The following is a 23864-nucleotide window of genomic DNA, read 5'->3' as shown; positions in this document are numbered from 1 at the left end:
CCGCAAGCGGGCGAGGGGAATTGTGCAACTGCTACATAATACCGAAACGTTCTTCTTCACTCCAAATCTTTTTAGATTCCTGTTCAAATCGGATAGTTTCAATAATAGTGTACATTAGTTATCTCCTTAATGCTTTGTATTATAGTAATACTTTGTATTGTTTTAAAGCATAAATTCCCATTCTTCCTTAAATTAAAGTATCATAGCACCATTTAATAGCTCTCTATTTATGTGTGAATCCTATGCTTAACAATCTCTTTCAAACTGCTCAACAACATCTTTCTCAGATCTGCGAAACTCAAGGAATTACCTTAGATTCGCAAAATAATCCGCAGATCTCACCGCTTATTACTGCAATGGCAATGTCGGATTTTGTAACGACACAGCTACAAAAGCAGCCTGAATTATTGGCTCAATGGTTAGCTAAATCTCCGACTATTGATGATTGCGATCACTATTCACAACGTTTACAAGCAATATTGTCAGCAGTAGAAAATGAAGAACAGTTACATTCTGTATTACGCCGATTTCGTCATCGTGAAATGGCAACGCTAAGTTTTGTACAATCTAACTGCTTCGCAACAGTACAACAGATTTTTGAGCGATTATCAGATTTAGCCGAAGCCTTAATTTTAGGAGCGAGAGATTGGTTGTTTGAACGTTTGTGCCAAGAATATGGCACACCAATGAATGAGCTAGGTGAAAAACAGGAATTACTGATTTTAGGTATGGGTAAATTAGGGGGGAGAGAACTTAATTTTTCGTCTGATATTGATTTGATTTTTACTTACCCTGATATGGGCGAAACAGTGGGGGCAAGAAAACCGATAGAAAATAGTAAATTTTTCACTCGTTTAGGGCAACGTTTAATACGAGCATTAGATGAAGTGACTGCGGAAGGCTTTGTGTATCGAACCGATATGCGTTTGAGACCTTTTGGGGATAGTGGGGCTTTAGTGCTAAGTTTTAGTGCGATGGAAGATTATTATCAAGAGCAAGGGCGAGATTGGGAACGCTATGCGATGATTAAAGCCAAAATCTTGGGCGAAGATCTGAATAACATTAACCATAAATACCTAAAACAGCTATTGCGTCCTTTTGTTTATCGCCGTTATTTAGATTTCAGTGCTATTCAATCACTACGCGAAATGAAACAGAAAATTAGCCGAGAAGTGTTAAGACGAGGGTTAGTCGATAATATAAAATTAGGGGCTGGCGGTATTCGTGAAGTGGAATTTATCGTGCAAACATTTCAGATGATGCGTGGTGGTCGAGATAAAATTTTACAGCAACGTAGCCTTTTGCAAGTTTTACCACATTTCGTACCGCTTAATCTACTCACGCAACAGCAAGTAGAGCAGTTACAGCAAGCCTATCTATTTTTACGCAATGTAGAAAATACCTTGCAAGCCATTAACGACCAACAAACCCAAACATTGCCGACTGATCCTATCGATCAGGCTCGTATTGCCTTTGTTTGCCAATGTGATACTTGGCAAATTTTTCTCAATCAATTACAACAACATCAGCAGAGTGTACGAGTGATTTTTAATGAGTTGATTGGCGAAGATGAGCAAGAGAGCGATGAGATTGAAAATCCGTTATTAGCCACTTGGCGAGATATTTTACATTATCAAATGACGGAAGAAGATCTTGCAAGTCAGCTAAATGCCTATCCTGTCGAAGTCGCGGATTATCCTGTGATCTTTCAGCAACTATCCGCTACCTTTCAAGATTGGGTAAAACGTTCTATTGGCGTGCGTGGGCGTGAAGTGCTTCGTAAATTGATGCCGAAAGTGGCGGATCAGCTTTTTAATCAGCCAAATTATCTGGTGCTACTGCCACGCATTTTGAATATTCTCGATAAAATCAATACACGAACAACCTATCTGGAGTTATTGCTCGAAAAAGAGCAAATTTTGCCACAGCTAATGCAATTATGTGGGCAATCAATAATGATTTCCGAGCAGATCGCACGCTATCCAATGTTGCTTGATGAACTTATTTTGCCAAAGAGTTTGGTGACAATGATCGAGTTAGATCATTACCCGATGGCATTACAAGAGTATCTAATGCGAGTGCCTGAAGATGATGAAGAAGCGTTGATTGACGCACTTCGTCAATTTAAACAAAGTCATATTTTACGCATTGCAGCTGCAGATATTTTAGGTGTTCTGCCTGTGATGAAAATCAGCGATCATCTCACTTATTTGGCGGAAGCGATTATTGGTGCGGTAGTCAATTTGGCGTGGCGACAAGTAGCTCAACGCTTTGGCACGCCTGAACATTTAACTCTTGATGAACAAACGGGTGAGCAGCAGAAAGATTTTGTGGTGATCGGCTACGGTAAATTAGGTGGAATTGAGCTAGGTTATAACTCAGATTTAGATTTGGTGTTCTTGCATAATGCACCCGAGCAGAGTGAAACTCAAGGTGGTAAGAAATCTATTTCTAGTCATCAGTTCTATCTAAAATTAGCTCAAAAAATCAATGGTATTTTTAATCTGAATACCAGTGCAGGCGTGCTTTATGAAGTAGATATGCGTTTACGCCCGTCTGGAGAAGCTGGGTTGTTAGTCAGTACTTTTAAGGCTTACCAAGATTATCAGCAAAATGAAGCGTGGACGTGGGAAAGTCAGGCTCTTGTTCGAGCAAGGGCAGTATATGGTAGCAAAAACTTGCGAGAGAAATTTACCCAAATTCGCCAAGAGACCTTATCAATGTCTCGTGCAAGCGGTGAGTTACGTTCAGAAATTTGCAAAATGCGTGCAAAAATGTATGAGCATTTAAGCCATACTGCACAAGGAAAATTTCATTTGAAAACTGATCAAGGCGGTATTACCGATATTGAGTTTATCGCACAATATCTCGTGCTAAATTATGCTCATCATTACCCAACAATGACAGATTGGTCGGACAATGTGCGTATTTTTGAGCGTAGTGTGGAATGTGGTATTTTGACCGACACACAAGGCGAAACCTTAAAACATTGTTATATTACATTACGCAATCAAATCCATCATTTGAATTTAGTTAATCAAGATGCAGTGGTAGCAAGTGATGAATTTGTTGCAGAACGCCAACAAGTACGAGCAATTTGGCGGGAGTTATTGCAAACTAATGCTAATAAATAGATGTCTTAGACCCACAGAAACTTAATGCGATTTTACAGCAAATAGGGAGCTACAAATGAATAGATTGAACGCGACAATAATGTTATTGAGTGCCATTACTTTAACCGCTTGTGCAGTTAGTCCTGAACAACGTGCAGAAAGAGAAGCTAAACGAGTACGAGCCGAACAAGCACTACAAGTTGCATTGGCTAAACAATGTGATATAGATGCAGCAGAATTGATGCACGAACAATTTAATCCACCGTTAGATCGTACAGAAAAAGAACAGAAATTATTTGAGAAACGCTATACTGAAAAAGTAAATAACCCTGTTTTCCAAGCCTGTTATAAACTTGCGTTAGAAAATTATAAAGCTCAAGAAGAATTACGTTATATGCGAATGCACTATGACGAAGATTTCCGCTTTGGGTTCGGATTTAGCCGATTTTGTTATGCGTGTTGGTAGAATTTTAGCTTGGAAAGCAAGCAACAAAGGAATAAAATGTCTAAATTTTAAACGTATGATATAATAAATCGTGATTTAACTCACAAAAAGACAACATTTTGCTTTTTTATTCACATTTTCTTAATAAAATAGTAGATATCTCTAATCTTTAGTTTATCTTTAGATTGTTGATAAGTGGATTTCATTTACTAGTAATTCACAATTTCTTGTTATTTTTGTTTTATTTAAAGGGAAGCTATATGGCTCTTTTTCTTAGTATTTTTCCAATTGTGTTGCTTATTTACCTAATGGTTAAACGTAATGCACTTCCTTCTTACATTGCATTACCGTGGATTGCGGTAGTTGTGTTAATTATTCAACTTATCTATTTTGGTACAGACATTACCACAGTAAGTGCTAACATTGCATCAGCACTTATTGCGGTACAGACGCCAATTACTGTTATTTTTGGAGCGGTATTATTTAACCGTTTCTCAGAAGTTTCAGGAGTAACAAATACGTTGCGTAAATGGCTAGGAGCTATTAACCCCAACCCAGTTGCTCAAATTATGATTATCGGTTGGGCGTTTGCCTTTATGATTGAAGGGGCGAGTGGCTTTGGCACACCAGCTGCGATTGCCGCACCAATTTTAGTTGGCTTAGGTTTCCACCCATTAAAAGTGGCAATGGTTGCATTAGTAATGAACTCTGTTCCAGTTTCATTTGGTGCAGTAGGTACACCAACGTGGTTTGGCTTTGGTCCATTACAATTACCTGAAAACCAAATTCTTGAAATCGGCTCAATGACTGCGTTAATCCACGCATTTGCTGCACTGGTTATTCCTGTAATGGCTTTACGTTTAATAGTTTCTTGGCAAGATATTCGTAAAAACTTAGTATTTATTTATATTAGTGTTTTTGCTTGTGTTGTGCCTTATTTATTATTAGCACAAGTAAACTATGAGTTCCCATCATTAGTTGGTGGTGCCATTGGTTTATTAATTTCGGTATTTGTCGCAAATAAAGGTATTGGCTTAGCAAAATTTGAAAATACTTTCGAAAATGACACTGTTACTAAAGGTGAGGTAATCAAAGCATTATTCCCAACAGGTCTATTGATTGCTATCTTAATCATTACTCGTGTTAAGCAGTTGCCATTTAAAGAAATGATGAACGATGCAACTTCTTGGGTAAGTGTTCAGTTGGGTTCACTAGGGGTATTTGATATTAGTAATGGCTTAATCTTTAGCTTAAAAAATATCTTTGGTACGACAATCAGCTCAAGCTATAAATTACTATATGTTCCAGCATTAATTCCATTTGTTGTAACGGTATTGATTGCTATCCCTGTATTTGCTGTATCGGCAAGTAAAACTAAAGATGTATTTGTAACCAGCTTAAAACAAACAAGAAATCCATTCTTTGCCCTTGTAGGTGCATTGATTATGGTAAATTTAATGTTAGTGGGTGGCGATGGCTCAATGGTAAAAATTATCGGTAAGAGCTTTGCTGAAGCAACAGGTGAATATTGGACATTATTCGCATCTTATTTAGGTGCGGTGGGTGCATTCTTCTCAGGTTCAAATACAGTATCTAACTTAACCTTTGGTAGCGTACAGCTATCAACAGCAGAATTAACAGGTCTTTCTGTGAGCTTGGTATTAGCACTTCAATCTGTTGGTGGAGCAATGGGTAATATGGTGTGTATCAATAATATCGTAGCAGTAAGTTCGGTATTAAATATCAATAATAAAGAAGGTGAAATCATTAAGAAAACAGTTGTACCTATGACTGTTTACGGCATTATCGCAGCATTGGTTGCTCTCTTTATTATCCCTATTTTCTATGCGGTTTAATCCTAAGATCGTATAGAAGTTTGGGAAACAAGCGGTTATATTTTGTAAATTTTTTGCAAAATCTACCCGCTTGTTTTCATTTTAGATTATCTATTTCTTAATTATTTTCATTTTTGTTTTTATTTTTATAAATTGAGTTGGAGTTTATTATGAACGTAAATTTTTACGTTACCTGTATTGCTGACATTGTAAAAGCAGGGGTAGCCAAAAATACGGTTCTCTTACTGGAGAAACTTGGGTGTAATATTACCTTTCTAGAAAAACAAGGTTGCTGTGGGCAACCAGCAATCAATAGTGGTTATACCAAACAAGCACTTTCAGGAATGAAAGTATTGGTGGAAACCTTTGAAGTCAATGACTATCCAATTGTTGCTCCTGCTGGGTCTTGCGTTTATGCCATCAAAAATTACCCAGAATATTTTGAGCGTTTTGGGGAGACTAAGTGGGCAGAGCGTGCAAAGAAAGTTGCTGATCGTTTTCACGATTTGACAGACTTTATTGTTAATGTACTTGGTGTAACTAATGTTGGTGCACAATTAACAGGTAAAGCAGTTTATCACCCATCTTGTAGTCTTTCTCGTAAATTAGGTATTGTGAATGAGCCTTTAACATTATTACAAAATGTAAAAGGATTAGAGTTATTACCTATTCACAATCAGCAAACTTGCTGTGGTTTTGGCGGTACATTCTCGGTCAAAATGGCTGAAATCTCAGGCGAAATGGTTACTGAAAAGGTAGAACATATTACCGAATCTGAACCAGAATATTTAATTGGTGCAGATGTAAGTTGCTTATTAAATATTGGTGGACGTTTAAGCCGTGAAGGTAAGAATGTGAAAGTAATGCACATTGCTGAAGTATTGATGCAGGGAGGTAAATAAAATGTCACTAAAAACCAGTAACCTTGCTTTTAAAGTACGAGTTGATAACCAAATCCATAACGATATGATGCGTAAAGCTATCGTTAAAGCACAGGAAACTATCGGTGCAAATCGTCAAAAAATGGTTGATGAATTAGGTAATTGGGAAGAATGGCGTGATCTTTCTAAACAAATTCGTAACCACGTTTTAGCAAATTTAGATGCTTATTTATATCAGCTTAGTGAAAAAGTTCAGCAAAATGGCGGACACGTTTTTTTTGCAGAAACAGCCGAAGAAGCTACCGCTTATATTCGCCAAGTGGCATTGGCAAAGAATGCCAAGAAAATTGTTAAATCAAAATCAATGGTAACAGAAGAAATCGGTTTAAACGAAGTTCTTGAAAAAGAAGGAATGAAAGTTGTTGAAACCGATTTAGGCGAGTATTTACTACAAATCGTAGGAGATAAACCTTCGCATATTGTAGTACCAGCGATCCATAAAGATCGTTATAAAATTCGCCAAGAATTACACGATGCAGTCGGTTATCAAGGTAGCGAACAACCAGAAGAAATGAACGCCTTTGTCCGTAAAGTGTTACGTCAAGATTTCTTAGAAGCGGATATTGGGATCAGTGGTTGTAACTTTGCTGTGGCTGAAACAGGTTCAGTTTGTTTGGTAACCAATGAAGGTAACTTACGCTTAGCAACAACACTTCCTAAAACGCATATTGCGGTAATGGGAATGGAGCGTTTAGCTCCAACATTCCAAGAAGTTGATGTGTTGATTACGATGTTGGCACGCAGTGCGGTTGGGGCTAAATTAACCGCTTATAACACTTGGCTGACTGGCCCACGCCTTGAAGGTGAAACGGATGGGCCTGAAGATTTCCATTTAGTGATTGTTGATAATGGTCGTTCAAAAATTCTAGAGAGTGAATTTAAAGAAGTGCTACGTTGTATCCGTTGTGGTGCTTGCTTAAATACTTGCCCAGCCTATCGTCAAATTGGCGGACACGGCTATGGCTCAATTTATCCAGGCCCGATTGGATCTGTCATCTCACCATTACTGGGTGGTTATGAAGAATTTAAAGAGTTACCTTACGCTTGTTCATTATGTACTGCTTGTAATTCTGTTTGCCCAGTGAAAATTCCACTTGCACAGCTTATTCTAAAACATCGTGAGCATATTGCACAAAATGGAATGACTCCAGCCGTAGAACGCCTATCTATTTTTGGTTTTAACCTTGCTAACTCACACCCAACGCTTTGGAAAGTCGGAGTGAATTTAGGGGCAAAAATTGCGGGTAAATTGATTAAAAATGGTAAAGCTCCAATTGAAGTAGGAGCGTTAGCAGAGTGGACAAAAGCTCGTGATTTACCTTCTGCGGAAGGAGAAAGCTTCCGTGAATGGTTTAATAACAGAAAATAGGGGGATCAAATGGATATGCAAAATCGTGAAAATTTCTTAAATAAATTAGCGGAGCGAATGGGCAGACCTCGTCAAACTGTTCCAGCACCAATGCCAGAGTTGGTAAATAATCACCCTACGACACGTTTAACCGATCGCACCCAAACAGTGCTTTGTGATGAATTTATCAGTTTTGCTCGTGTAATGATGGCAGATGTTGTTATTGCAAAAGAAAATGAATTACCTACCGCTATATTGGATATTTGTGAAAAATATGGTGGTGGTAAGATCATCATTAACAATGATAATCGACTGGTTGAATTAGGCGTTACGCCAACATTACAAGCTAAATATGATAGCTATATTTGGGATCTTAACCAGCCACAGCAGAATATTACTCAAGCGGAACAAGCCAATATTGGCGTTGTTTATGGCGAATATGGGTTAGCCGAATCTGGCGGTATTGTGCTGTTTTCGGATAAAGATTTTGGACGCTCTGTGAGTTTATTACCCGAAAAATCTGTGGTGGTATTACGCAAAAGTAAGGTATTACCACGAGTGGCCCAATTAGCCAAAATCTTACACGACAAGGCACAGCAAGGTGAAAGAATGCCATCTTGTGTCAATATTATCTCAGGCCCAAGTGCTACGGCAGATATTGAATTGATCAAAGTTGTTGGCGTACACGGCCCTGTTTCAAAAATTTATTTGGTGATTGACGATCTTTAAATTAAAAAGATGAAATAATCTGCTTCACAAAAGTTGGATAATAAACAACAGATTGAGAAGCAGATTTTTATTCTTAGCCATATAACCAATCAAATCTTTCATTCCTTCTGTAAATTGCGAAGCGTGTTTTAGCTTATAATCATTAAACTTTTTTGTTACAATCTTTGTGCTTATATATAACAATTCAAAAAAATGAAAAAGAATCACTTATTAACGCTATTATTTACTTTATTTTTTGTCTTAGGTATGCCGTTATATGCCAAAACGGGGACATTTTCTTCGCCTTTAGAATATCTCAATGCGATGACAAAAGCACATAAAACGCTAAATTATGAACAGCTTTATATTTTGCAACAAGGGGAAGATGTTCAATCTCTACGTTATCGCCACGCCTATTGGAACGAGAAAGAATATGCTCAATTATTACGTCTAGATAATAGCCGAGAAGAGATGATTTTGCGTGATGATATGGTAAGTTATTTTGGTGAATTTCAACCTTTTAGTTTACCGAGTTCACACATTTTAGATGATCTACCATCAGTGCTTTATACTGACTTTAATCAATTGCAAGGTTATCATTTTGTCGATTCGGGTAGAATGCGAGTGGCAGACCGTCTTGCTCGAGTGATCCGCATCGTGCCGAGAGATGATTTTCGCTATCAATATGAACTTTGGATTGATGAAGAAAACCATCTATTACTACGCAGTGATCTATTAGATCGTGAAAGAAATATTTTAGAGCAATTTAAAGTGATACAAAATACCGTTAATGAAGAGTTTCTGTATATTGTAGAGCCGATTAGTACCTTAATTTTACCTACACTCATTCAACCGAAGGAAAACTTACCACAAAATACGTTAAATTGGAGAGCAGGGTGGGTTCCTCAAGGATTTAGAACCATTTCGTCAGGGAGACAAACATTATCTGAGTTTTTAATGGATAATGAACAAGTAGAAAGTCAGTTATACAGTGATGGGTTATTTTCATTTACTATTTATTTTGTTCAGAATAAAGGGATTATTTTTGATGAACAGTTTTGGCGGCAAGGTAAAATGAGTATTTATAGTCAAACTTTGGGTGATAAAGATGTCGTTATTGTAGGTGAAATTCCGCTTGTTTCCGCTCGTCATATTGTGCAAGAAATCAAATTGCAAGAAATTAAGCCAAACTAACCGCTTACGGAGAAACTCATAATGATGATTGAACAAGCCACCGTTTTAGATTATCAAAACGGGGTAGCAAAGGTACAATGTTTTGCTAAAAGTAGCTGTGGTACTTGCTCGGCTACATCAGGTTGTGGGACTAAATCTCTTTCGGCATTAGCTGGGGAAAAAGTAGCACCACAATTTGAATTGAGTGTAAATCAAGTTTTAAACGTAGGTGATCGCATTGAAATTGGCTTGGCAGAAAACAGTTTATTGGTAAGTGTATTTTGGTTGTACTTAATGCCGCTTATCGTTTTAGTGGGAAGTACATTGCTACTTTCACAATGGATTAGTAATGAATTAGGATTAGCATTCGGTATTTTTACTGCCACTGCAATCACTTTTGTTATTGTAAAAAAAATAATAGCTCAAAAACAGCAAGGGGAATTTACCCCTATATTTTTGCGAAAGATTTAAGGAGAGTTAAATGGAACCGATTTGGTTTGAAAATTATCCAGCAGGGGCAGAGCGAACAATTAACCCTGATGAATATAGTTCTTTACTTGAAATGTTTGAAAAAGCGGTACAACGCCACCCTGATATTCCTGCTTATATCAATATGGGTAAAGTACTTACATTTCGTAAATTAGAAGAACGTAGTCGTGCATTTGCGGCATATCTACAAAATGAGTTACGTTTAGAGAAAGGTGAGCGAATTGCCTTGATGATGCCAAATTTATTGCAATATCCGATTGCATTATTTGGTGCATTGCGGGCAGGACTTGTGGTGGTAAATGTGAATCCACTTTATACACCACGAGAATTAGAGCATCAGCTTAATGATAGCGGAGCGAAAGCGATTGTTGTGGTCTCTAACTTTGCGGCAACTTTAGAAAAAGTCGTTTTTGATACGCAAGTTAAACACGTTATTTTGACCCGAATGGGGGATCAGCTCTCTTTCGGTAAACGTACTTTAGTTAATTTTGTTGTTAAGTATGTTAAAAAACTGGTTCCAAAATATAAATTACCCCACGCAGTAAGTTTTCGTGAAGCCCTAAGTATTGGTAAACAGCGTCAATATGTTAAACCTGTTATTTATAGTGATGATCTTGCTTTTTTACAATATACGGGTGGAACAACAGGAGTGGCAAAAGGGGCTATGCTGACTCATCGCAATATTATTGCTAATGTAATGCAAGCAAAATGGGTCGCTTATCCATTGGTGAGCAAAGGTGATGAACGTATTGCTGTCATCGCATTACCGCTCTATCACGTTTTTGCTTTAACGGTAAACTGTTTGCTTTTTATTGAATTAGGGATTACGGGGTTATTGATTACTAACCCAAGAGATATTCCAGGATTTATCAAAGAGCTGAAAAAATATCGAGTGATGGCAATTACAGGAGTTAATACTCTGTTTAATGCTTTATTGAATAATAGCCAGTTGAAAGAAGTCGATTTTTCTAAGTTACGCCTTTCTGTTGGTGGCGGTGCAGCCATTCAACGTGCAGTGGCGGAGCGTTGGCATCAAACCACAGGGAATCACATTATTGAAGGTTATGGTATGACAGAATGTTCACCATTGATTGCAGCAACGCGTAATGACTCAACCGAGTATTCTGGCTCAATTGGTGTACCTGTACCGAATACAGATATTCGCATTGTTGATGATGCAGGAAATGATGTTGCAATAGGTGAACGTGGCGAGTTATGGGTAAAAGGTCCACAAGTAATGCGTGGTTATTGGCAACGTTCTGAAGATACTGCTGATGTGTTAAAAGATGGTTGGATGGCAACAGGGGATATTGTCGAAATGGGGCAAGATCTTAATTTACGCATTGTGGATCGTAAAAAAGATATGATTATCGTATCGGGTTTTAATGTTTATCCAAATGAAATTGAAGATGTTGTTGCACTGCACCCTAAAGTGAATGAAGTTGTTGCGGTGGGTATTCCAAGTGAAGCATCTGGCGAGAGCATCAAAGTATATGTGACTAAAAAAGATGAAAGCCTAACTCGTGAAGAACTACGTAGCCACTGCCGACAACACCTCACAGGGTATAAGATCCCAAGAGATATTGAGTTCCGAGATGAGCTACCAAAAAGTAATGTTGGTAAAATTCTACGCCGAGTATTACGAGATGAAGAAGTCGCAAGGGTGAAAGCTCAGCTTAAATTGGAGAACCTAGCAGAATAATCTAAATATATAAGTTAAGTATAAAAGTTTATTGCTTTTAGTGTTTCATAAGTAGATTATAATTTTATTATTAAACCAGAAAACCCGTGTTTTTAGTTAAAAGATATGGGTTTTCTGGTTTTTTATTATATTTTCATATTATTTATTTCTTTTGGTTTTAACATTTCAAAATAAGTAGTTTATATCAATATTTATCATTGTTTTTATTTCCAAATAAAAGGTGGTTATAACAAAAGATAATTTATATTTTCTATATTGTTTTGATTTTATGAATATACTTATTTTTAATTATAACAAATATATAAATGGTCTTTCACAAATTTATAGAAAAACTATTTAATAAAAATCAAATATTATTTCAATCAATCAAAAGGAGTATTTATGGGACACCCAACTATTTTTCCAACAGGCGTAACAATTTATAAACCTGAGAAATGCTGGAACGGCTATAACCTTGTTCAAACTATTCGTTCAGGAGCTTTATTATTTGATATGAATGGTAATGAGATTCGTCGTTGGGACGAATTTCATGGCTTTCCGAACAAATTGCTACCGAATGGTGATTTGATTGGCTATTCGGGAGATCGTAATCCTAAGTATGGAATGCAAGATGGTGTTGATTTGGTGCAAATTGATTATGACGGAAATATAGTGTGGAAATTCGATAAATTTGAATTTGTTACAGATGAAGGTGAAATTCCACGTTATATGGCTCGTAGTCATCACGACTACCAAAGAGAAGGCAATCCAGTTGGATATTATGTACCAAATCAGGAACCACAATCTCGATCAGGAAAAACGCTAATACTAGGTCATAAAACAGTTTTAAATGAAAAGATCAGTACAACTAAATTGTTAGACGATGTTTTCTATGAAGTGGACTGGGAGGGAAATATTTTATGGCAATGGTTAGCTTCGGATCATTTTGACGAAATTGGTTTTAGTGAAGAAGCGAAGAAAACAATTTTTAAGAACCCTAATATACGAGCAGCTGATGGTGGTGTTGGAGATTGGTTACATATTAACTGTATGAGTTATCTCGGAGAGAATAAATGGTACGATGCAGGTGATGAAAGATTTCACCCTGAGAACATTATTTTTGACAGTCGAGAAGCTAATTTCTTAGCGATTATATCTAAGAAAAGCGGTGAGATTGTGTGGAAAATAGGCCCAAATTGGGAAGAAGATGATGTAAAGCATATCGGTAATATTATTGGCCCTCATCACGCTCACCTGATTCCTAAGGGATTACCTGGAGCTGGGAATATTTTAGTTTTTGATAATGGTGGTTGGGGAGGATATGGCGAACCTAATCCAGAAAGCCCAGATGGTACTAAAAATGCACGTCGTGATTATTCGCGAGTTTTAGAAATTGATCCAATCAGCTTAGATATTATTTGGCAATTTACACCAGAAGATATTAAAGCGGCTATCCCGACTGATGCCAGCAAATTTTATAGCCCTTATGTAAGTAGTGCCCAGCGTTTACCTAATGGAAATACCTTGATCGATGAAGGATCAAATGGAAGATTACTCGAGGTGACAGCTGAGAAAGAGATTGTATGGGAATGGATTTCTCCTTATTACAGCCATCAGGATGGAGATAAACCGACCAATAATATGATCTATCGAGCCTATCGCTATCCTTATGATTGGGTAAAACAAGAACCACTTCCGAAAGAAGTCGCAATTGAACCTATTGATATTACTCATTATCGGCTACCTAATGCTGGTAAATTTGGTGCTAAATCAATAATAAAAGTTGAGGGAACATTACCTTATACTGAAAGTGCTGCATTATGTGTAGCCAAAAGTGATGAAAAGTTAGAAAAAACATCGTTGTTTAAGATAAATAACAGTTTATTCACCGAAATCAATGAAACAGAATCCTTATCCCAATCCAAAATTGAACTTATATTATTTGGTGCAGAAAGATGCGTTCATTGTAAGACTTTATATTCAGCACTAGAAAAACTATTACATTCTGATTTATCCCAATTTATTGATGCTAAATATATCAATGTAGATAAAAATCCGAATTTAGTAGATACCTATGATATTCGAGGAATTCCAACTGTAATTCTTGTAAAACAAAATAAAGAGCTTGCTAGACAATCGGGAGTACAAACATACCAGCAATTGTATGATTGGCTAAAAGCATTTATTTAATCGGAGGAAATATATGAAAAATGGATTATTAAACATTTCTTTAAATAGGAATATTAAATTTATTTTACCTTTAAGTATTTTACTGGGGTGGTACTGTTCTACTACGATTGGTGGATTACCAGAAACTGCATTACCTAAGATAAGTTCAGTGGGAGCTACTGCGGTTGATATGGTTAAGTCAGGTGAATTATATGCTGATCTAGGAATTAGTTTACGCCGAGTTCTTATTGGTTTTTTTCTTGCATCAACAATCGGCATCACATTAGGAATATTAATGGGCATATCAAAAAAGATAAGTGAATTTTTTCAGCTGACATTAACTGCAATGCGGCAAATTCCAATGGTTGCTTGGATACCGCTAATTATTCTATGGGCTGGGATAGATGAACTATCTAAAATAGTAGTTATTTTATTTGCTGCCACATTCCCTATTATCGTCAATACAATCAACGGCATTGATTCAACTTCCAAAAGTTTCTTAGAAGTTGCCGAAGTTTATCGTATGAGTAAATGGGATACATTTAAAAAAATTTACTTACCATCGGCATTGCCTGCATTATTTACTGGATTACGCTTATCGTTGGGGATCTCTTGGATGGCTGTTGTTGCTTCAGAGCTGATCGCATCTTCTTCAGGAATAGGTTTTAGACTTAATGACGCACGCAGTTTAATGCGTTCTGATGTCGTGATTGTTTGTATGTTTGTTATTGGCTCTGTGGGATTATTGATGGATAAGATTATTTGTATCGCAGCAGAGCTTGGAACGCCTTGGAAAGATAATTAAATATCAATAAGTTGTATAAAGTAATGGAGGATTTATGGCAGAAAATTTAATTGAAATAAAAAATATTTCCAAAATTTACCAGAAAGAAAGTGGTGATATTCCTGTATTAAATAATATCAATTTAACTATTAATAAAGGCGAATTTGTCACCATTGTTGGGCATAGTGGTTGTGGTAAAAGTACATTATTAAAAATGATTGCTGGAATGATCCCAGCAGATTCAGGGGATATTAAGATCAAAGGGAAATCAATTACTGAAAGTCAAGGAAATTGTTCAATGGTATTTCAAGAACCCCGTTTATTTCCTTGGCTAAAAATATACGAAAATGTCGGTATAGGATTAAATCATCTATCTAAATCAGAGAGAGAGAATAAATCTTATGATTATCTCAAATTAGTCGGATTATCTGGCTTTGAAAATGCTTATCCGAAAGAATTATCAGGTGGAATGGCTCAGCGTGCAGCTATTGCTCGTGGGTTAGTGATGAATACGGATATTTTACTGTTTGATGAGCCATTCGGTGCATTAGATGCAATGACTAAAATCCAAATGCAAGAAGAAGTATTGCGTATTCGTCAAGAAGAACAAAAAACGATGATTCTAGTAACTCACGATATTGAAGAAGCAGTATATTTAGGAGATCGTGTTGTTGTATTGTCTTCACGTCCTGGGCAAATTAAAGATATTGTATCAGTAAAAATTGAAGGCATTAAGGATCGCACTAAAGATGAATTTCTTTACTATAAAAATAAGATTCATCAATATTTCTTTGAAAGTAAGCACTACGATATTGAATATCAAATTTAGGGGATAATATATGACAAAATCTAAACGAAAAGTCTTTACTCTATTTTTGTACATTAGTTTATTATTTATCTTATCTTTAGGAGGAATGAAATTTACTGATAACACAAAAATATCACCTGAACATACAGCCAAAACATTACGTCTGGGATTACCAGGTATATCTAATAGCACCTTAGAAGCAGGTGGGATTGCTGTTCATAACAAGTACTTTGAAGAAGAATTGGCTAAAGAAGGCTATAAATTAGAAATCGTTTTCTTTCAACAGGCAGGTCCTGCATTGAATGAAGCATTGGCATCTAACAAAATAGATGTTGCACTTTATGGTGATTTACCGATCACTATTCTTAAAAGTAAAGGTGCTGATGTAAAAGTATTTGCGATAGACAATTCAAATCTACAATTTGGTACTATTGTTCAAAATGAGAGTCAAGCTAAGACAATTGCTGATTTGCAAGGAAAAAAAGTGATCTATGGTAAAGGAACAGTTCAACAGCGTTATTTCAATGCCATTACCAAATCTTATCAATTGGATCCAAAGAACTTTGAGATGGTCAATTCCATTGGTGCAGATGCTAATTCTGTATTTAGTGGTAGGCAAGCAGATGCCATATTTGCATTCTATTACACAGTACTATTTATGGAGTCAAAAGGAATGGGGAGGGTCATTGAATCTACCTTAGATAAACCTGAGATTAGTTCACAAAGCCTTGCGGTAGGGCGTAATGAATATCTTGTTCAAAATGAACGAGCGGCTGTTGCAATGATAAGAGGGCTGAAACGAGCAAAAGAGTTCGCTGCTCAGAATCCTAGTGCAGCATATAATATTTTTGCACAAAACAATATACCCGCTGCCATTTATGAGAAAGCATACTCCGCTGATCTTGAGTTTAAAAATTTTGAACCAGAAATCACAGCTACATCAATTGATAAACTTAATCAGTTAGTGGATTTTCTTATTGAAAATAAACTGATTAATACCAGAGTAAATGTAAATGATTTAATTACGACGAAGTATTATCAATTATTCTTACAAGACAAGTAAGATGTTCTGGTAATAAACAAGCGGTATGATTTGCAAAATAATTTACAAATCATACCGCTTAACCCAAAATTTTATCTGGGTTTACAAACAGTTCTTATCACCACGAGATAAGCTGATAACGCCAGAACGAACAATCTCAATAATCGTCGTTTCAGCTTTCACAGCTTCAATAAATGCATTGAGTTTTTCACTCGTACCAGCCAACTGAATGGTGTATTGTTTTGGGGTAATATCAACGATTTGCCCACGGAAAATATCCACCATTCTTTTTAGCTCATCTCTTGCACTGCCAGTGGCACGCACTTTGAGTAGCAAAACTTCACGTTCAACGTGTTCACAATGGCTTAAATTGATCACTTTGAAAATATCAATTAGCTTATGTAATTGCTTTTCGATCTGCTCTAATACTTTTTCATCGCCTTGAGCTACAATCGTCATTCGAGAAAGGCTTGGGTCATCTGTTGGTGCAACGGTTAAACTTTCAATGTTAAAACCACGTTGAGAAAAAAGCCCAACCACACGAGATAAAGCTCCTGATTCATTCTCTAATAATACGGATAATGTTCTACGCATCTGTTCTCTCCGTTTTGCTAAGCATCATATCTTTCATTGACTCACCACGAATTTGCATCGGGTAAACGTGTTCTGTTTCATCAACTAATACATCGACAAAGACTAATTTATCTTTAATTGCAAAGGCTTGTTTGAGTTTTTCTTCTAACTCTTCTGGTTTGGTAATTTGAATACCAACGTGTCCATAGGCTTCTGCTAGTTTTACAAAGTCAGGTAATGAATTCATATAAGATTGCGAATGACGACCTGCATAAATAATATCTTGCCACTGTTTTACCATTCCTAAGAAACGGTTGTTTAAGTTGATGATAACTACTGGAGTATCATACTGTTTTGCTGTTGAAAGCTCTTGGATATTCATTTGAATACTACCATCACCAGTTACACAAACAACAGTTGCATCAGGATAAGCGAATTTAACCCCGATAGCTGCAGGTAATCCAAAGCCCATAGTGCCTAATCCACCAGAGTTAATCCAACGTCTTGGCAGATCAAATGGATAATGCAAAGCAGCAAACATTTGATGTTGCCCTACATCAGAGGCGACATAAGCATCACCATTTGTGATTTTATAAACTGCTTGAATAACTTCTTGTGGCTTAATTACCGCTCCTTTTTCAAATTTTAAACATTGACGAGCTTTCCAACCATCAATTTGTTGCCACCAAGCGGTAAGATCCGCTTGATTTTTTGCAAGGTTTTCTTCACTCAACAAAGCCAAAAATTCATCTAATACATTATCAGCACTGCCTACAATTGGAATATAAGCAGGTACGGTTTTAGAAATTGATGCAGGATCGATATCAATATGAATAACTTTCGCATTCGGACAATATTTAGCTAAATTATTAGTGGTACGGTCATCAAAACGCACACCAATACCTAAAATTAAATCACTTTCGTGCATTGCATTATTAGCTTCATAAGTGCCGTGCATTCCAAGCATTCCTAAAAATTGCTTATTTGTACTAGGGAAAGCCCCTAACCCCATCAATGAACTAGTAACAGGTAAATTAAGTTTTGTAGCAAATTCAGTCAATTGTTGGCTTGCGTTACCTAACACCACACCGCCACCGACATAAAGCACTGGTTTTTTAGCGACTAATACTGCTTTTAAAGCTTTCTTAATTTGCCCTTTATGCCCTTGCACATTTGGGTTATAAGAACGCAATGAAACCTCTTTGGGATACTCATAATTAAATTTATTTGCAGGGTTTACAACATCTTTAGGTAAGTCAATAACGACTGGGCCTGGGCGACCTGTTGAAGCAATATAAAACGCCTTTTTGATAATTTCAGGAATATCTTCCGCACGTTTTACTAAAAAACTATGTTTTACCACAGGGCGAGAAATCCCGACCATATCACATTCTTGGAAGGCATCTGAACCGATTAAGCTTGATGGCACTTGACCTGAAAATACAACTAATGGAATTGAGTCTGAATAGGCAGTGGCAATCCCTGTAATTGCATTCGTTGCACCTGGCCCAGAGGTAACAAGTACACACCCCACTTTTCCTGTTGCTCTAGCATAACCATCAGCCATATGCACTGCACCTTGTTCGTGGCGAACAAGAACGTGTTTTATCCCACCTAATGTATGAATTGCATCATACACATCAAGTACTGAACCACCTGGGTAACCGAAAACGTATTCTACGCCTTCATCACGCAAGGATTGTACAACCATTTCTGCACCAGAAAGTTTCTTCATTAAATCCTCCAACGACTAAAATTTATCACAGCAACATTTTGCTACAAATTGAATTGTGCGAATTGTGCTAGAATTTTTTTTTATTGTCTAGTGTTTAAAACAGCACATTTCAGTAAATTAACAAAATAAAATATCAACAATTAACAAAAAAAAGTTTTTTATAATATAAAATCAATTAAATTGACAATTTTAAGTGTATAAAACCAAATTTTATAAAATAAAAGATTTAAAATAAATTTTATGATTTTGAGAGATTGTTCACACTTATAGGTAAATTTATTATATAGAGTGTAAAAAAATTAGAACTTTGTCACAAAAAAAGTTGCAAATTTCAGTTAGAATGTTACCGCTTGTACGGTATCGCCGATACATAAATTTTACTTTTATCATTCATAGACATAGAGAGGATAACAATATGGATAATTCACTACGTCAAGCAGCTCTTGATTTTCACGAGTTTCCTGTTCCAGGAAAAATTGAAGTTACGCCAACTAAATCGCTGGCAACTCAACGAGATCTTGCCCTTGCTTACTCTCCAGGGGTAGCAGAGCCTTGTTTAGAAATTGAAAAAGATCCACTCGCTGCCTACAAATACACAGCAAAAGGGAACTTAGTGGCAGTTATTTCAAACGGTACTGCTGTATTAGGCTTAGGGAATATCGGTGCATTAGCAGGTAAGCCTGTAATGGAAGGGAAAGGTGTTCTTTTCAAAAAATTTGCTGGCGTAGATGTATTTGATATTGAAATCAACGAAAAAGATCCTGAAAAACTTGTTGATATTATTGCATCACTTGAGCCAACTTTTGGTGGTATTAACCTAGAAGATATCAAAGCACCTGAATGTTTCTATATTGAACAAAAATTACGTGAACGTATGAACATTCCAGTGTTCCACGATGACCAACACGGTACAGCAATTATCAGTGCAGCTGCTGTAATTAACGCATTACGCATTATTGATAAAAAAATTGAGAATGTCCGTTTAGTTGCATCAGGAGCTGGGGCTGCCTCGATTGCGTGCTTGAATTTATTACTTTCATTAGGAATGAAACGCGAAAATATCGTAGTTTGCGATTCTAAAGGGGTAATTTATAAAGATCGTGATGATCGTATGGATGAAACCAAAAAATTCTATGCAATTGAAGATAACGGCTGGCGTACACTAGCTGATGCGATTCCAAATGCAGATATTTTCTTAGGTTGTTCAGCGGCTGGAACATTAACGCAAGATATGGTGCGTACAATGGCTGCTCACCCACTGATTTTAGCATTAGCTAACCCAAATCCAGAAATTACCCCACCAGAAGCTAAAGCCGCTCGCCCTGATGCGATTGTTTGTACAGGACGTTCTGACTATCCAAACCAAGTTAATAACGTACTTTGTTTCCCATTCATTTTCCGTGGAGCATTAGACGTAGGGGCGACAACAATCAACGAAGAGATGAAACGAGCGGCAGTTTATGCAATTGCTGACTTAGCTCTTGAAGAACAAAATGATGTCGTTACATCAGCTTACGGTGGAGAAGGTACAGAATTTGGTGCAGACTACATTATTCCACGTCCATTTGATCCACGCTTAATTGTGCGTATTGCACCAGCGGTGGCAAAAGCAGCAATGGATTCTGGCGTAGCTACTCGACCAATTCAAGATTGGGATAGCTACATCGAAAAACTCACACAGTTTGTTTATAAAACAAACTTATTTATGAAACCAATTTTCAGCCAAGCTAAAGCGGATAAAAAACGTATTGTTTTGGCAGAAGGTGAAGAAGCAAAAGTATTACACGCTACACAAGAAATCGTTTCAATGGATTTAGCTTACCCAATTCTCATTGGTCGTCCAGCTATTATTGAAGCTCGCATTAAAAAATTAGGTTTACGTCTAGTTGCAGGTAAAGATTTTGAGATCGTCAATAATGAACAAGATGATCGCCACGAGCTATTATGGAAACGTTACTACGAGTTAATGAAACGTCGTGGCATTACTGAAGCAATTGCAAAACGTGTTACAACATCAAATACTACGGTTATTGCCTCTTTATTAGTTGAAATGGGCTATGCTGACGGTTTAGTTTGTGGTCTATTCGGCTCTTACAGTCGCCATTTAGAAGCCATCAAAGATATTATCGGTGTGAAATCAGGCGTGAAAGTTCCTGCCGCACTTAACAGCCTAGTTCTACCAACAGGTAACGTCTTTATGACTGATACCTATGTCAATGTTGATCCAACAGCAGAAGAATTAGCAGAAATCACCACAATGGCATCAGCAGAAATTAGACGTTTCGGGATTGAGCCTGCGGTGGCACTTATTTCTCACTCTAACTTTGGCTCATCAAATGCACTTGGTGCACCAAAAATGCGTAAAGTATTAGAATTAGTTCAACAACGTGAACCTGAATTGATGATTGATGGTGAAATGCACGGTGATTTAGCTCTCTCTGAAAAATTACGTCGTGATTATATGCCAGACAGTCCATTAAAAGGTGCTGCCAACTTGTTAGTAATGCCAAATGTGGAAGCTGCTCGCATTAGTTATAACTTACTGCGTGCAACCACAACCGCAATTACAGTAGGACCAATTTTAATGGGTATGAACAAATCTGCACATATTCTCAACCCACAATCATCTGTCCGCCGAATTATCAATATGGTGGCATTTGCAGCAGTGAAAGCACAAACTCAAGAATAATTTTGCATAGCTAATCTAACAAAGCGGTCGTTTAGAGTGAAAAATTTACAAGCCTCTAAATGGCCGTTCGTTTTTAATTATTGGCAATTTTTTCTATCACTCTTTTCTGCTATAATTCGCCATTTTTAGAACAACGGAAAATCTTATGCTTGCCATCATTTCCCCTGCTAAAACTCTTGATTTTGAAACGAAAGTTGAACAATTTGAATTTTCTCAACCAGAACTTACCGCTTATAGCCAACAGCTAATTGATATTTGTAAACAGCTCAGCCCAGCAGAAGTAGGCTCACTAATGTCAATTAGTGATAAACTCGCCAGTTTGAATGTCGCACGTTTTGCTGAGTGGCAGTTGGAACATAATGAACACAATGCCAAAGCAGCTTTATTTGCATTTAAAGGAGATGTTTATACAGGGTTAGAAGCAGAAACACTCACAAAAGTCGAAGTGGAGTATGCTCAAACCCATTTAAGAATGTTATCGGGGTTATATGGTTTACTGAAACCTTTAGATTTAATGCAACCCTATCGCTTAGAAATGGGGACAAAACTGGCTAACCCAAAGGGTAAAGATCTCTATCATTTCTGGGGAGATACCATTACTAACCATTTACAACAAGCGATTGATGAGCAAGGCGATAATGTGCTTATCAACCTTGCCTCTGATGAATATTTTGGTGCTGTACAACCTAAAAAATTACAAGCTAGAATTGTTAAACCTGTATTTTTAGACGAAAAAAATGGCAAATATAAAGTCATCAGTTTCTATGCGAAAAAAGCGAGAGGAATGATGGTGCGTTATTTACTACAAACTCAAGCAACTAAAGTAGAACAGCTCAAAGCCTTCGATTTAGGGGGATATTGGTTTGATGAAACAGTTTCATCTGAAAATGAATTAGTCTTTAAGCGAGAGGAAATTGCGTGACAACGTATCTAAAAATTATAATCTTAGTATGCAGCCTTTCTGCTTGTAGCTTACAGGATAAGCGTTTTTCATTACCTGAGAGTGTGATGTTCAAAGGGGTTGAATATCAGCAAGTAACGAATAATCAGCTTGATGAAATGCAGCAATCACTGTATTTGCCAGTAAATTCAAACAAGAATCCAGATGATTGGCAAAAAGGATTTCTTTTTTTCTTAGATAAAAATTCACAACAAAGAACGCTACAACAGCGATTAGCATTACGCGAGAAAAGTTTTGCAAATCAAACAAATACGCAAGCAAATCTGGCAATTACAGAAAATGAGCTACGCACTGAAGTGATTTATCCACCAACAGAACGTTTCCAAAACCAGCAACTTGAAGTTTCTCGAGGGCGTGATTCTCAATGTGGCTTTAGCCAAATGCAATTTTCAGACAAGTGGGCAGTTTCGGCTAAAAATTTGCAAGCAGACCTAGCAGAATTAGCCATAGCGTTTTCGAAATTACCTTGGTTAGTGGAATGTAAATAGAAAATGGAACAACAGTACGCAGAACAAGTAAAACGAGCGGCGACTTTAGCTATTGTCGTTGCCTCAGTTTTAATTTTAATCAAAGCATTTGCTTGGTGGCAAACAGGCTCGATGGCGATCTTAGCGGCAATGACTGACTCCCTTGTAGATTTATTTGCCTCAATTACTAACATTGTAGTATTACGCTTTGCGTTACAGCCAGCCGATGATAATCATACTTTTGGACACGGTAAAGCGGAATCTCTTGCAGCACTTGCACAAAGTGCATTTATTACAGGGTCAGCCGCATTTCTTTTACTACAAGGAATCCAACGTTTAACCGAGCCACAATTTGTTCAAAGTAGCGAATTAGGCGTAGTGATAAGTTTAATTTCAATCGCATTAACGGCAATTCTCGTGCTGTATCAGCGTAAAGTCGTGAAAGAGACGGGTAGCCCAGCTATTCAGGCGGACTCATTACATTATCAAACCGATCTTTATATGAATGCGGCAATTTTATTGGCTATGTTATTGAATATAAACGGTTTTATCTATGCCGATGCCATTTTTGCAATAGGGATTGCATTATATATTTTGTATAACGCAGGTGTAATGTTGTGGGAAGCGATGCAATCACTGCTCGATCAAGCTCTGCCACAGGAAGAAGTCGATCGTATTTGGACAATCGCCCTTGAGCATCCACGCATTATTAGTATTCACGATGTGAAAACTCGCCGAGCAGGAGCTGTGCGTTTTATTCAACTACATTTAGAACTTGATGATAATTTACCGCTATTGATTGCTCACGAAATCACCGATAGTTTAGAGCAAAAATTACTGAATGCTTTTCCGATGTCAGAAGTTATTATTCATCAAGAGCCAACTACTATTGTACAAAAAGAA

General features: G+C 37.0%; 19 protein-coding genes. 17 read left to right on the top strand and 2 right to left on the bottom strand.

Going from position 1 to position 23864, the window contains the following annotated elements:
• Positions 1-242: 242 nt before the first annotated feature.
• From glnE to ACWIW0_RS09830, 13 genes are all read left to right on the top strand, one after another.
• Complete coding sequence (gene glnE, locus ACWIW0_RS09890) at positions 243-3134, top strand: bifunctional [glutamate--ammonia ligase]-adenylyl-L-tyrosine phosphorylase/[glutamate--ammonia-ligase] adenylyltransferase (protein ID WP_454453179.1); 2892 nt, start codon at positions 243-245, stop codon at positions 3132-3134.
• Positions 3135-3189: 55 nt separating this feature from the next.
• Complete coding sequence (locus ACWIW0_RS09885) at positions 3190-3579, top strand: hypothetical protein (protein WP_454453178.1); 390 nt, start codon at positions 3190-3192, stop codon at positions 3577-3579.
• Between the two features lie 239 nt (positions 3580-3818).
• Entirely contained in the window at positions 3819-5414 is a 1596-nt protein-coding gene (locus ACWIW0_RS09880) for a lactate permease LctP family transporter (RefSeq protein WP_454453177.1), read from the top strand.
• Between the two features lie 149 nt (positions 5415-5563).
• On the top strand, positions 5564-6295 hold the full coding sequence (locus ACWIW0_RS09875; RefSeq protein WP_454446606.1) for a (Fe-S)-binding protein: 732 nt from the start codon (positions 5564-5566) through the stop codon (positions 6293-6295).
• Position 6296: 1 nt separating this feature from the next.
• Positions 6297-7703, top strand: coding sequence for a LutB/LldF family L-lactate oxidation iron-sulfur protein (locus ACWIW0_RS09870; protein ID WP_454446605.1), 1407 nt, complete (start codon positions 6297-6299; stop codon positions 7701-7703).
• A gap of 9 nt (positions 7704-7712) precedes the next feature.
• Entirely contained in the window at positions 7713-8411 is a 699-nt protein-coding gene (locus tag ACWIW0_RS09865) for a LutC/YkgG family protein (RefSeq protein WP_454453176.1), read from the top strand.
• 192 nt (positions 8412-8603) lie between these two features.
• Positions 8604-9584 carry a MucB/RseB C-terminal domain-containing protein gene (locus ACWIW0_RS09860; protein WP_454453175.1) on the top strand — a complete coding sequence of 327 codons (981 nt, stop codon included), beginning with the start codon at positions 8604-8606 and terminating at the stop codon, positions 9582-9584.
• Positions 9585-9605: 21 nt separating this feature from the next.
• Positions 9606-10034: a SoxR reducing system RseC family protein gene (locus ACWIW0_RS09855; protein ID WP_454453174.1), complete on the top strand. Its 429-nt coding sequence runs from the start codon at positions 9606-9608 to the stop codon at positions 10032-10034.
• A gap of 10 nt (positions 10035-10044) precedes the next feature.
• The gene (gene fadD / locus ACWIW0_RS09850) at positions 10045-11754 is read left to right on the top strand and encodes a long-chain-fatty-acid--CoA ligase FadD (protein WP_454453173.1); all 1710 of its coding nucleotides are present in this window, start codon (positions 10045-10047) and stop codon (positions 11752-11754) included.
• Positions 11755-12135: 381 nt separating this feature from the next.
• Positions 12136-13923, top strand: coding sequence for an aryl-sulfate sulfotransferase (locus ACWIW0_RS09845; RefSeq protein ID WP_454453172.1), 1788 nt, complete (start codon positions 12136-12138; stop codon positions 13921-13923).
• Between the two features lie 13 nt (positions 13924-13936).
• Entirely contained in the window at positions 13937-14707 is a 771-nt protein-coding gene (locus ACWIW0_RS09840; protein WP_454453171.1) for an ABC transporter permease, read from the top strand.
• A 34-nt stretch (positions 14708-14741) separates the two neighbouring features.
• Positions 14742-15515, top strand: a complete 774-nt coding sequence (locus ACWIW0_RS09835; RefSeq protein WP_454453170.1) for an ABC transporter ATP-binding protein — start codon at positions 14742-14744, stop codon at positions 15513-15515.
• A 10-nt stretch (positions 15516-15525) separates the two neighbouring features.
• The gene (locus ACWIW0_RS09830) at positions 15526-16557 is read left to right on the top strand and encodes an ABC transporter substrate-binding protein (protein ID WP_454453169.1); all 1032 of its coding nucleotides are present in this window, start codon (positions 15526-15528) and stop codon (positions 16555-16557) included.
• Between the two features lie 81 nt (positions 16558-16638).
• Here the strand turns inward: ACWIW0_RS09830 and ilvN are convergent, their stop codons facing one another.
• Together ilvN and ACWIW0_RS09820 are read right to left on the bottom strand one after the other, a co-directional pair.
• Entirely contained in the window at positions 16639-17130 is a 492-nt protein-coding gene (ilvN, locus tag ACWIW0_RS09825; protein WP_454446323.1) for an acetolactate synthase small subunit, read from the bottom strand.
• Positions 17123-18844, bottom strand: coding sequence for an acetolactate synthase 3 large subunit (locus tag ACWIW0_RS09820; RefSeq protein WP_454453168.1), 1722 nt, complete (start codon positions 18842-18844; stop codon positions 17123-17125). The genes ilvN and ACWIW0_RS09820 overlap by 8 nt, the downstream gene beginning before the upstream one ends.
• 415 nt (positions 18845-19259) lie before the next feature.
• Here ACWIW0_RS09820 and ACWIW0_RS09815 point away from each other — a divergent pair, with 415 nt between their 5' ends.
• From ACWIW0_RS09815 to ACWIW0_RS09800, 4 genes are all read left to right on the top strand, one after another.
• Positions 19260-21533, top strand: a complete 2274-nt coding sequence (locus ACWIW0_RS09815; protein ID WP_454453167.1) for an NADP-dependent malic enzyme — start codon at positions 19260-19262, stop codon at positions 21531-21533.
• A 145-nt stretch (positions 21534-21678) separates the two neighbouring features.
• Positions 21679-22455 carry a peroxide stress protein YaaA gene (gene yaaA, locus ACWIW0_RS09810; RefSeq protein WP_454453166.1) on the top strand — a complete coding sequence of 259 codons (777 nt, stop codon included), beginning with the start codon at positions 21679-21681 and terminating at the stop codon, positions 22453-22455.
• An 86-nt stretch (positions 22456-22541) separates the two neighbouring features.
• Positions 22542-22982: an ABC transporter ATPase gene (locus ACWIW0_RS09805; RefSeq protein WP_454453180.1), complete on the top strand. Its 441-nt coding sequence runs from the start codon at positions 22542-22544 to the stop codon at positions 22980-22982.
• A gap of 3 nt (positions 22983-22985) precedes the next feature.
• Positions 22986-23864 (top strand): cation diffusion facilitator family transporter (locus ACWIW0_RS09800; protein WP_454453165.1); only part of this gene is annotated, 879 nt, incomplete at its 3' end.

The organism is Ursidibacter sp. B-7004-1 (assembly GCF_053654055.1).
The sequence above is the reverse complement of the archived record's forward strand: the minus strand, read 5'-3'. Positions and strand labels throughout refer to the sequence as shown.

Excerpts from the sequence above, each read along its gene's own strand:
- glnE (WP_454453179.1), top strand. The coding sequence starts at position 243 with ATGCTTAACAATCTCTTTCAAACTGCTCAACAACATCTTTCTCAGATC.
- ACWIW0_RS09885 (WP_454453178.1), top strand. The coding sequence starts at position 3,190 with ATGAATAGATTGAACGCGACAATAATGTTATTGAGTGCCATTACTTTA.
- ACWIW0_RS09880 (WP_454453177.1), top strand. The coding sequence starts at position 3,819 with ATGGCTCTTTTTCTTAGTATTTTTCCAATTGTGTTGCTTATTTACCTA.
- ACWIW0_RS09875 (WP_454446606.1), top strand. The coding sequence starts at position 5,564 with ATGAACGTAAATTTTTACGTTACCTGTATTGCTGACATTGTAAAAGCA.
- ACWIW0_RS09870 (WP_454446605.1), top strand. The coding sequence starts at position 6,297 with ATGTCACTAAAAACCAGTAACCTTGCTTTTAAAGTACGAGTTGATAAC.
- ACWIW0_RS09865 (WP_454453176.1), top strand. The coding sequence starts at position 7,713 with ATGGATATGCAAAATCGTGAAAATTTCTTAAATAAATTAGCGGAGCGA.
- ACWIW0_RS09860 (WP_454453175.1), top strand. The coding sequence starts at position 8,604 with ATGAAAAAGAATCACTTATTAACGCTATTATTTACTTTATTTTTTGTC.
- ACWIW0_RS09855 (WP_454453174.1), top strand. The coding sequence starts at position 9,606 with ATGATGATTGAACAAGCCACCGTTTTAGATTATCAAAACGGGGTAGCA.
- fadD (WP_454453173.1), top strand. The coding sequence starts at position 10,045 with ATGGAACCGATTTGGTTTGAAAATTATCCAGCAGGGGCAGAGCGAACA.
- ACWIW0_RS09845 (WP_454453172.1), top strand. The coding sequence starts at position 12,136 with ATGGGACACCCAACTATTTTTCCAACAGGCGTAACAATTTATAAACCT.
- ACWIW0_RS09840 (WP_454453171.1), top strand. The coding sequence starts at position 13,937 with ATGAAAAATGGATTATTAAACATTTCTTTAAATAGGAATATTAAATTT.
- ACWIW0_RS09835 (WP_454453170.1), top strand. The coding sequence starts at position 14,742 with ATGGCAGAAAATTTAATTGAAATAAAAAATATTTCCAAAATTTACCAG.
- ACWIW0_RS09830 (WP_454453169.1), top strand. The coding sequence starts at position 15,526 with ATGACAAAATCTAAACGAAAAGTCTTTACTCTATTTTTGTACATTAGT.
- ilvN (WP_454446323.1), bottom strand. The coding sequence starts at position 17,130 with ATGCGTAGAACATTATCCGTATTATTAGAGAATGAATCAGGAGCTTTA.
- ACWIW0_RS09820 (WP_454453168.1), bottom strand. The coding sequence starts at position 18,844 with ATGAAGAAACTTTCTGGTGCAGAAATGGTTGTACAATCCTTGCGTGAT.
- ACWIW0_RS09815 (WP_454453167.1), top strand. The coding sequence starts at position 19,260 with ATGGATAATTCACTACGTCAAGCAGCTCTTGATTTTCACGAGTTTCCT.
- yaaA (WP_454453166.1), top strand. The coding sequence starts at position 21,679 with ATGCTTGCCATCATTTCCCCTGCTAAAACTCTTGATTTTGAAACGAAA.
- ACWIW0_RS09805 (WP_454453180.1), top strand. The coding sequence starts at position 22,542 with ATGTTCAAAGGGGTTGAATATCAGCAAGTAACGAATAATCAGCTTGAT.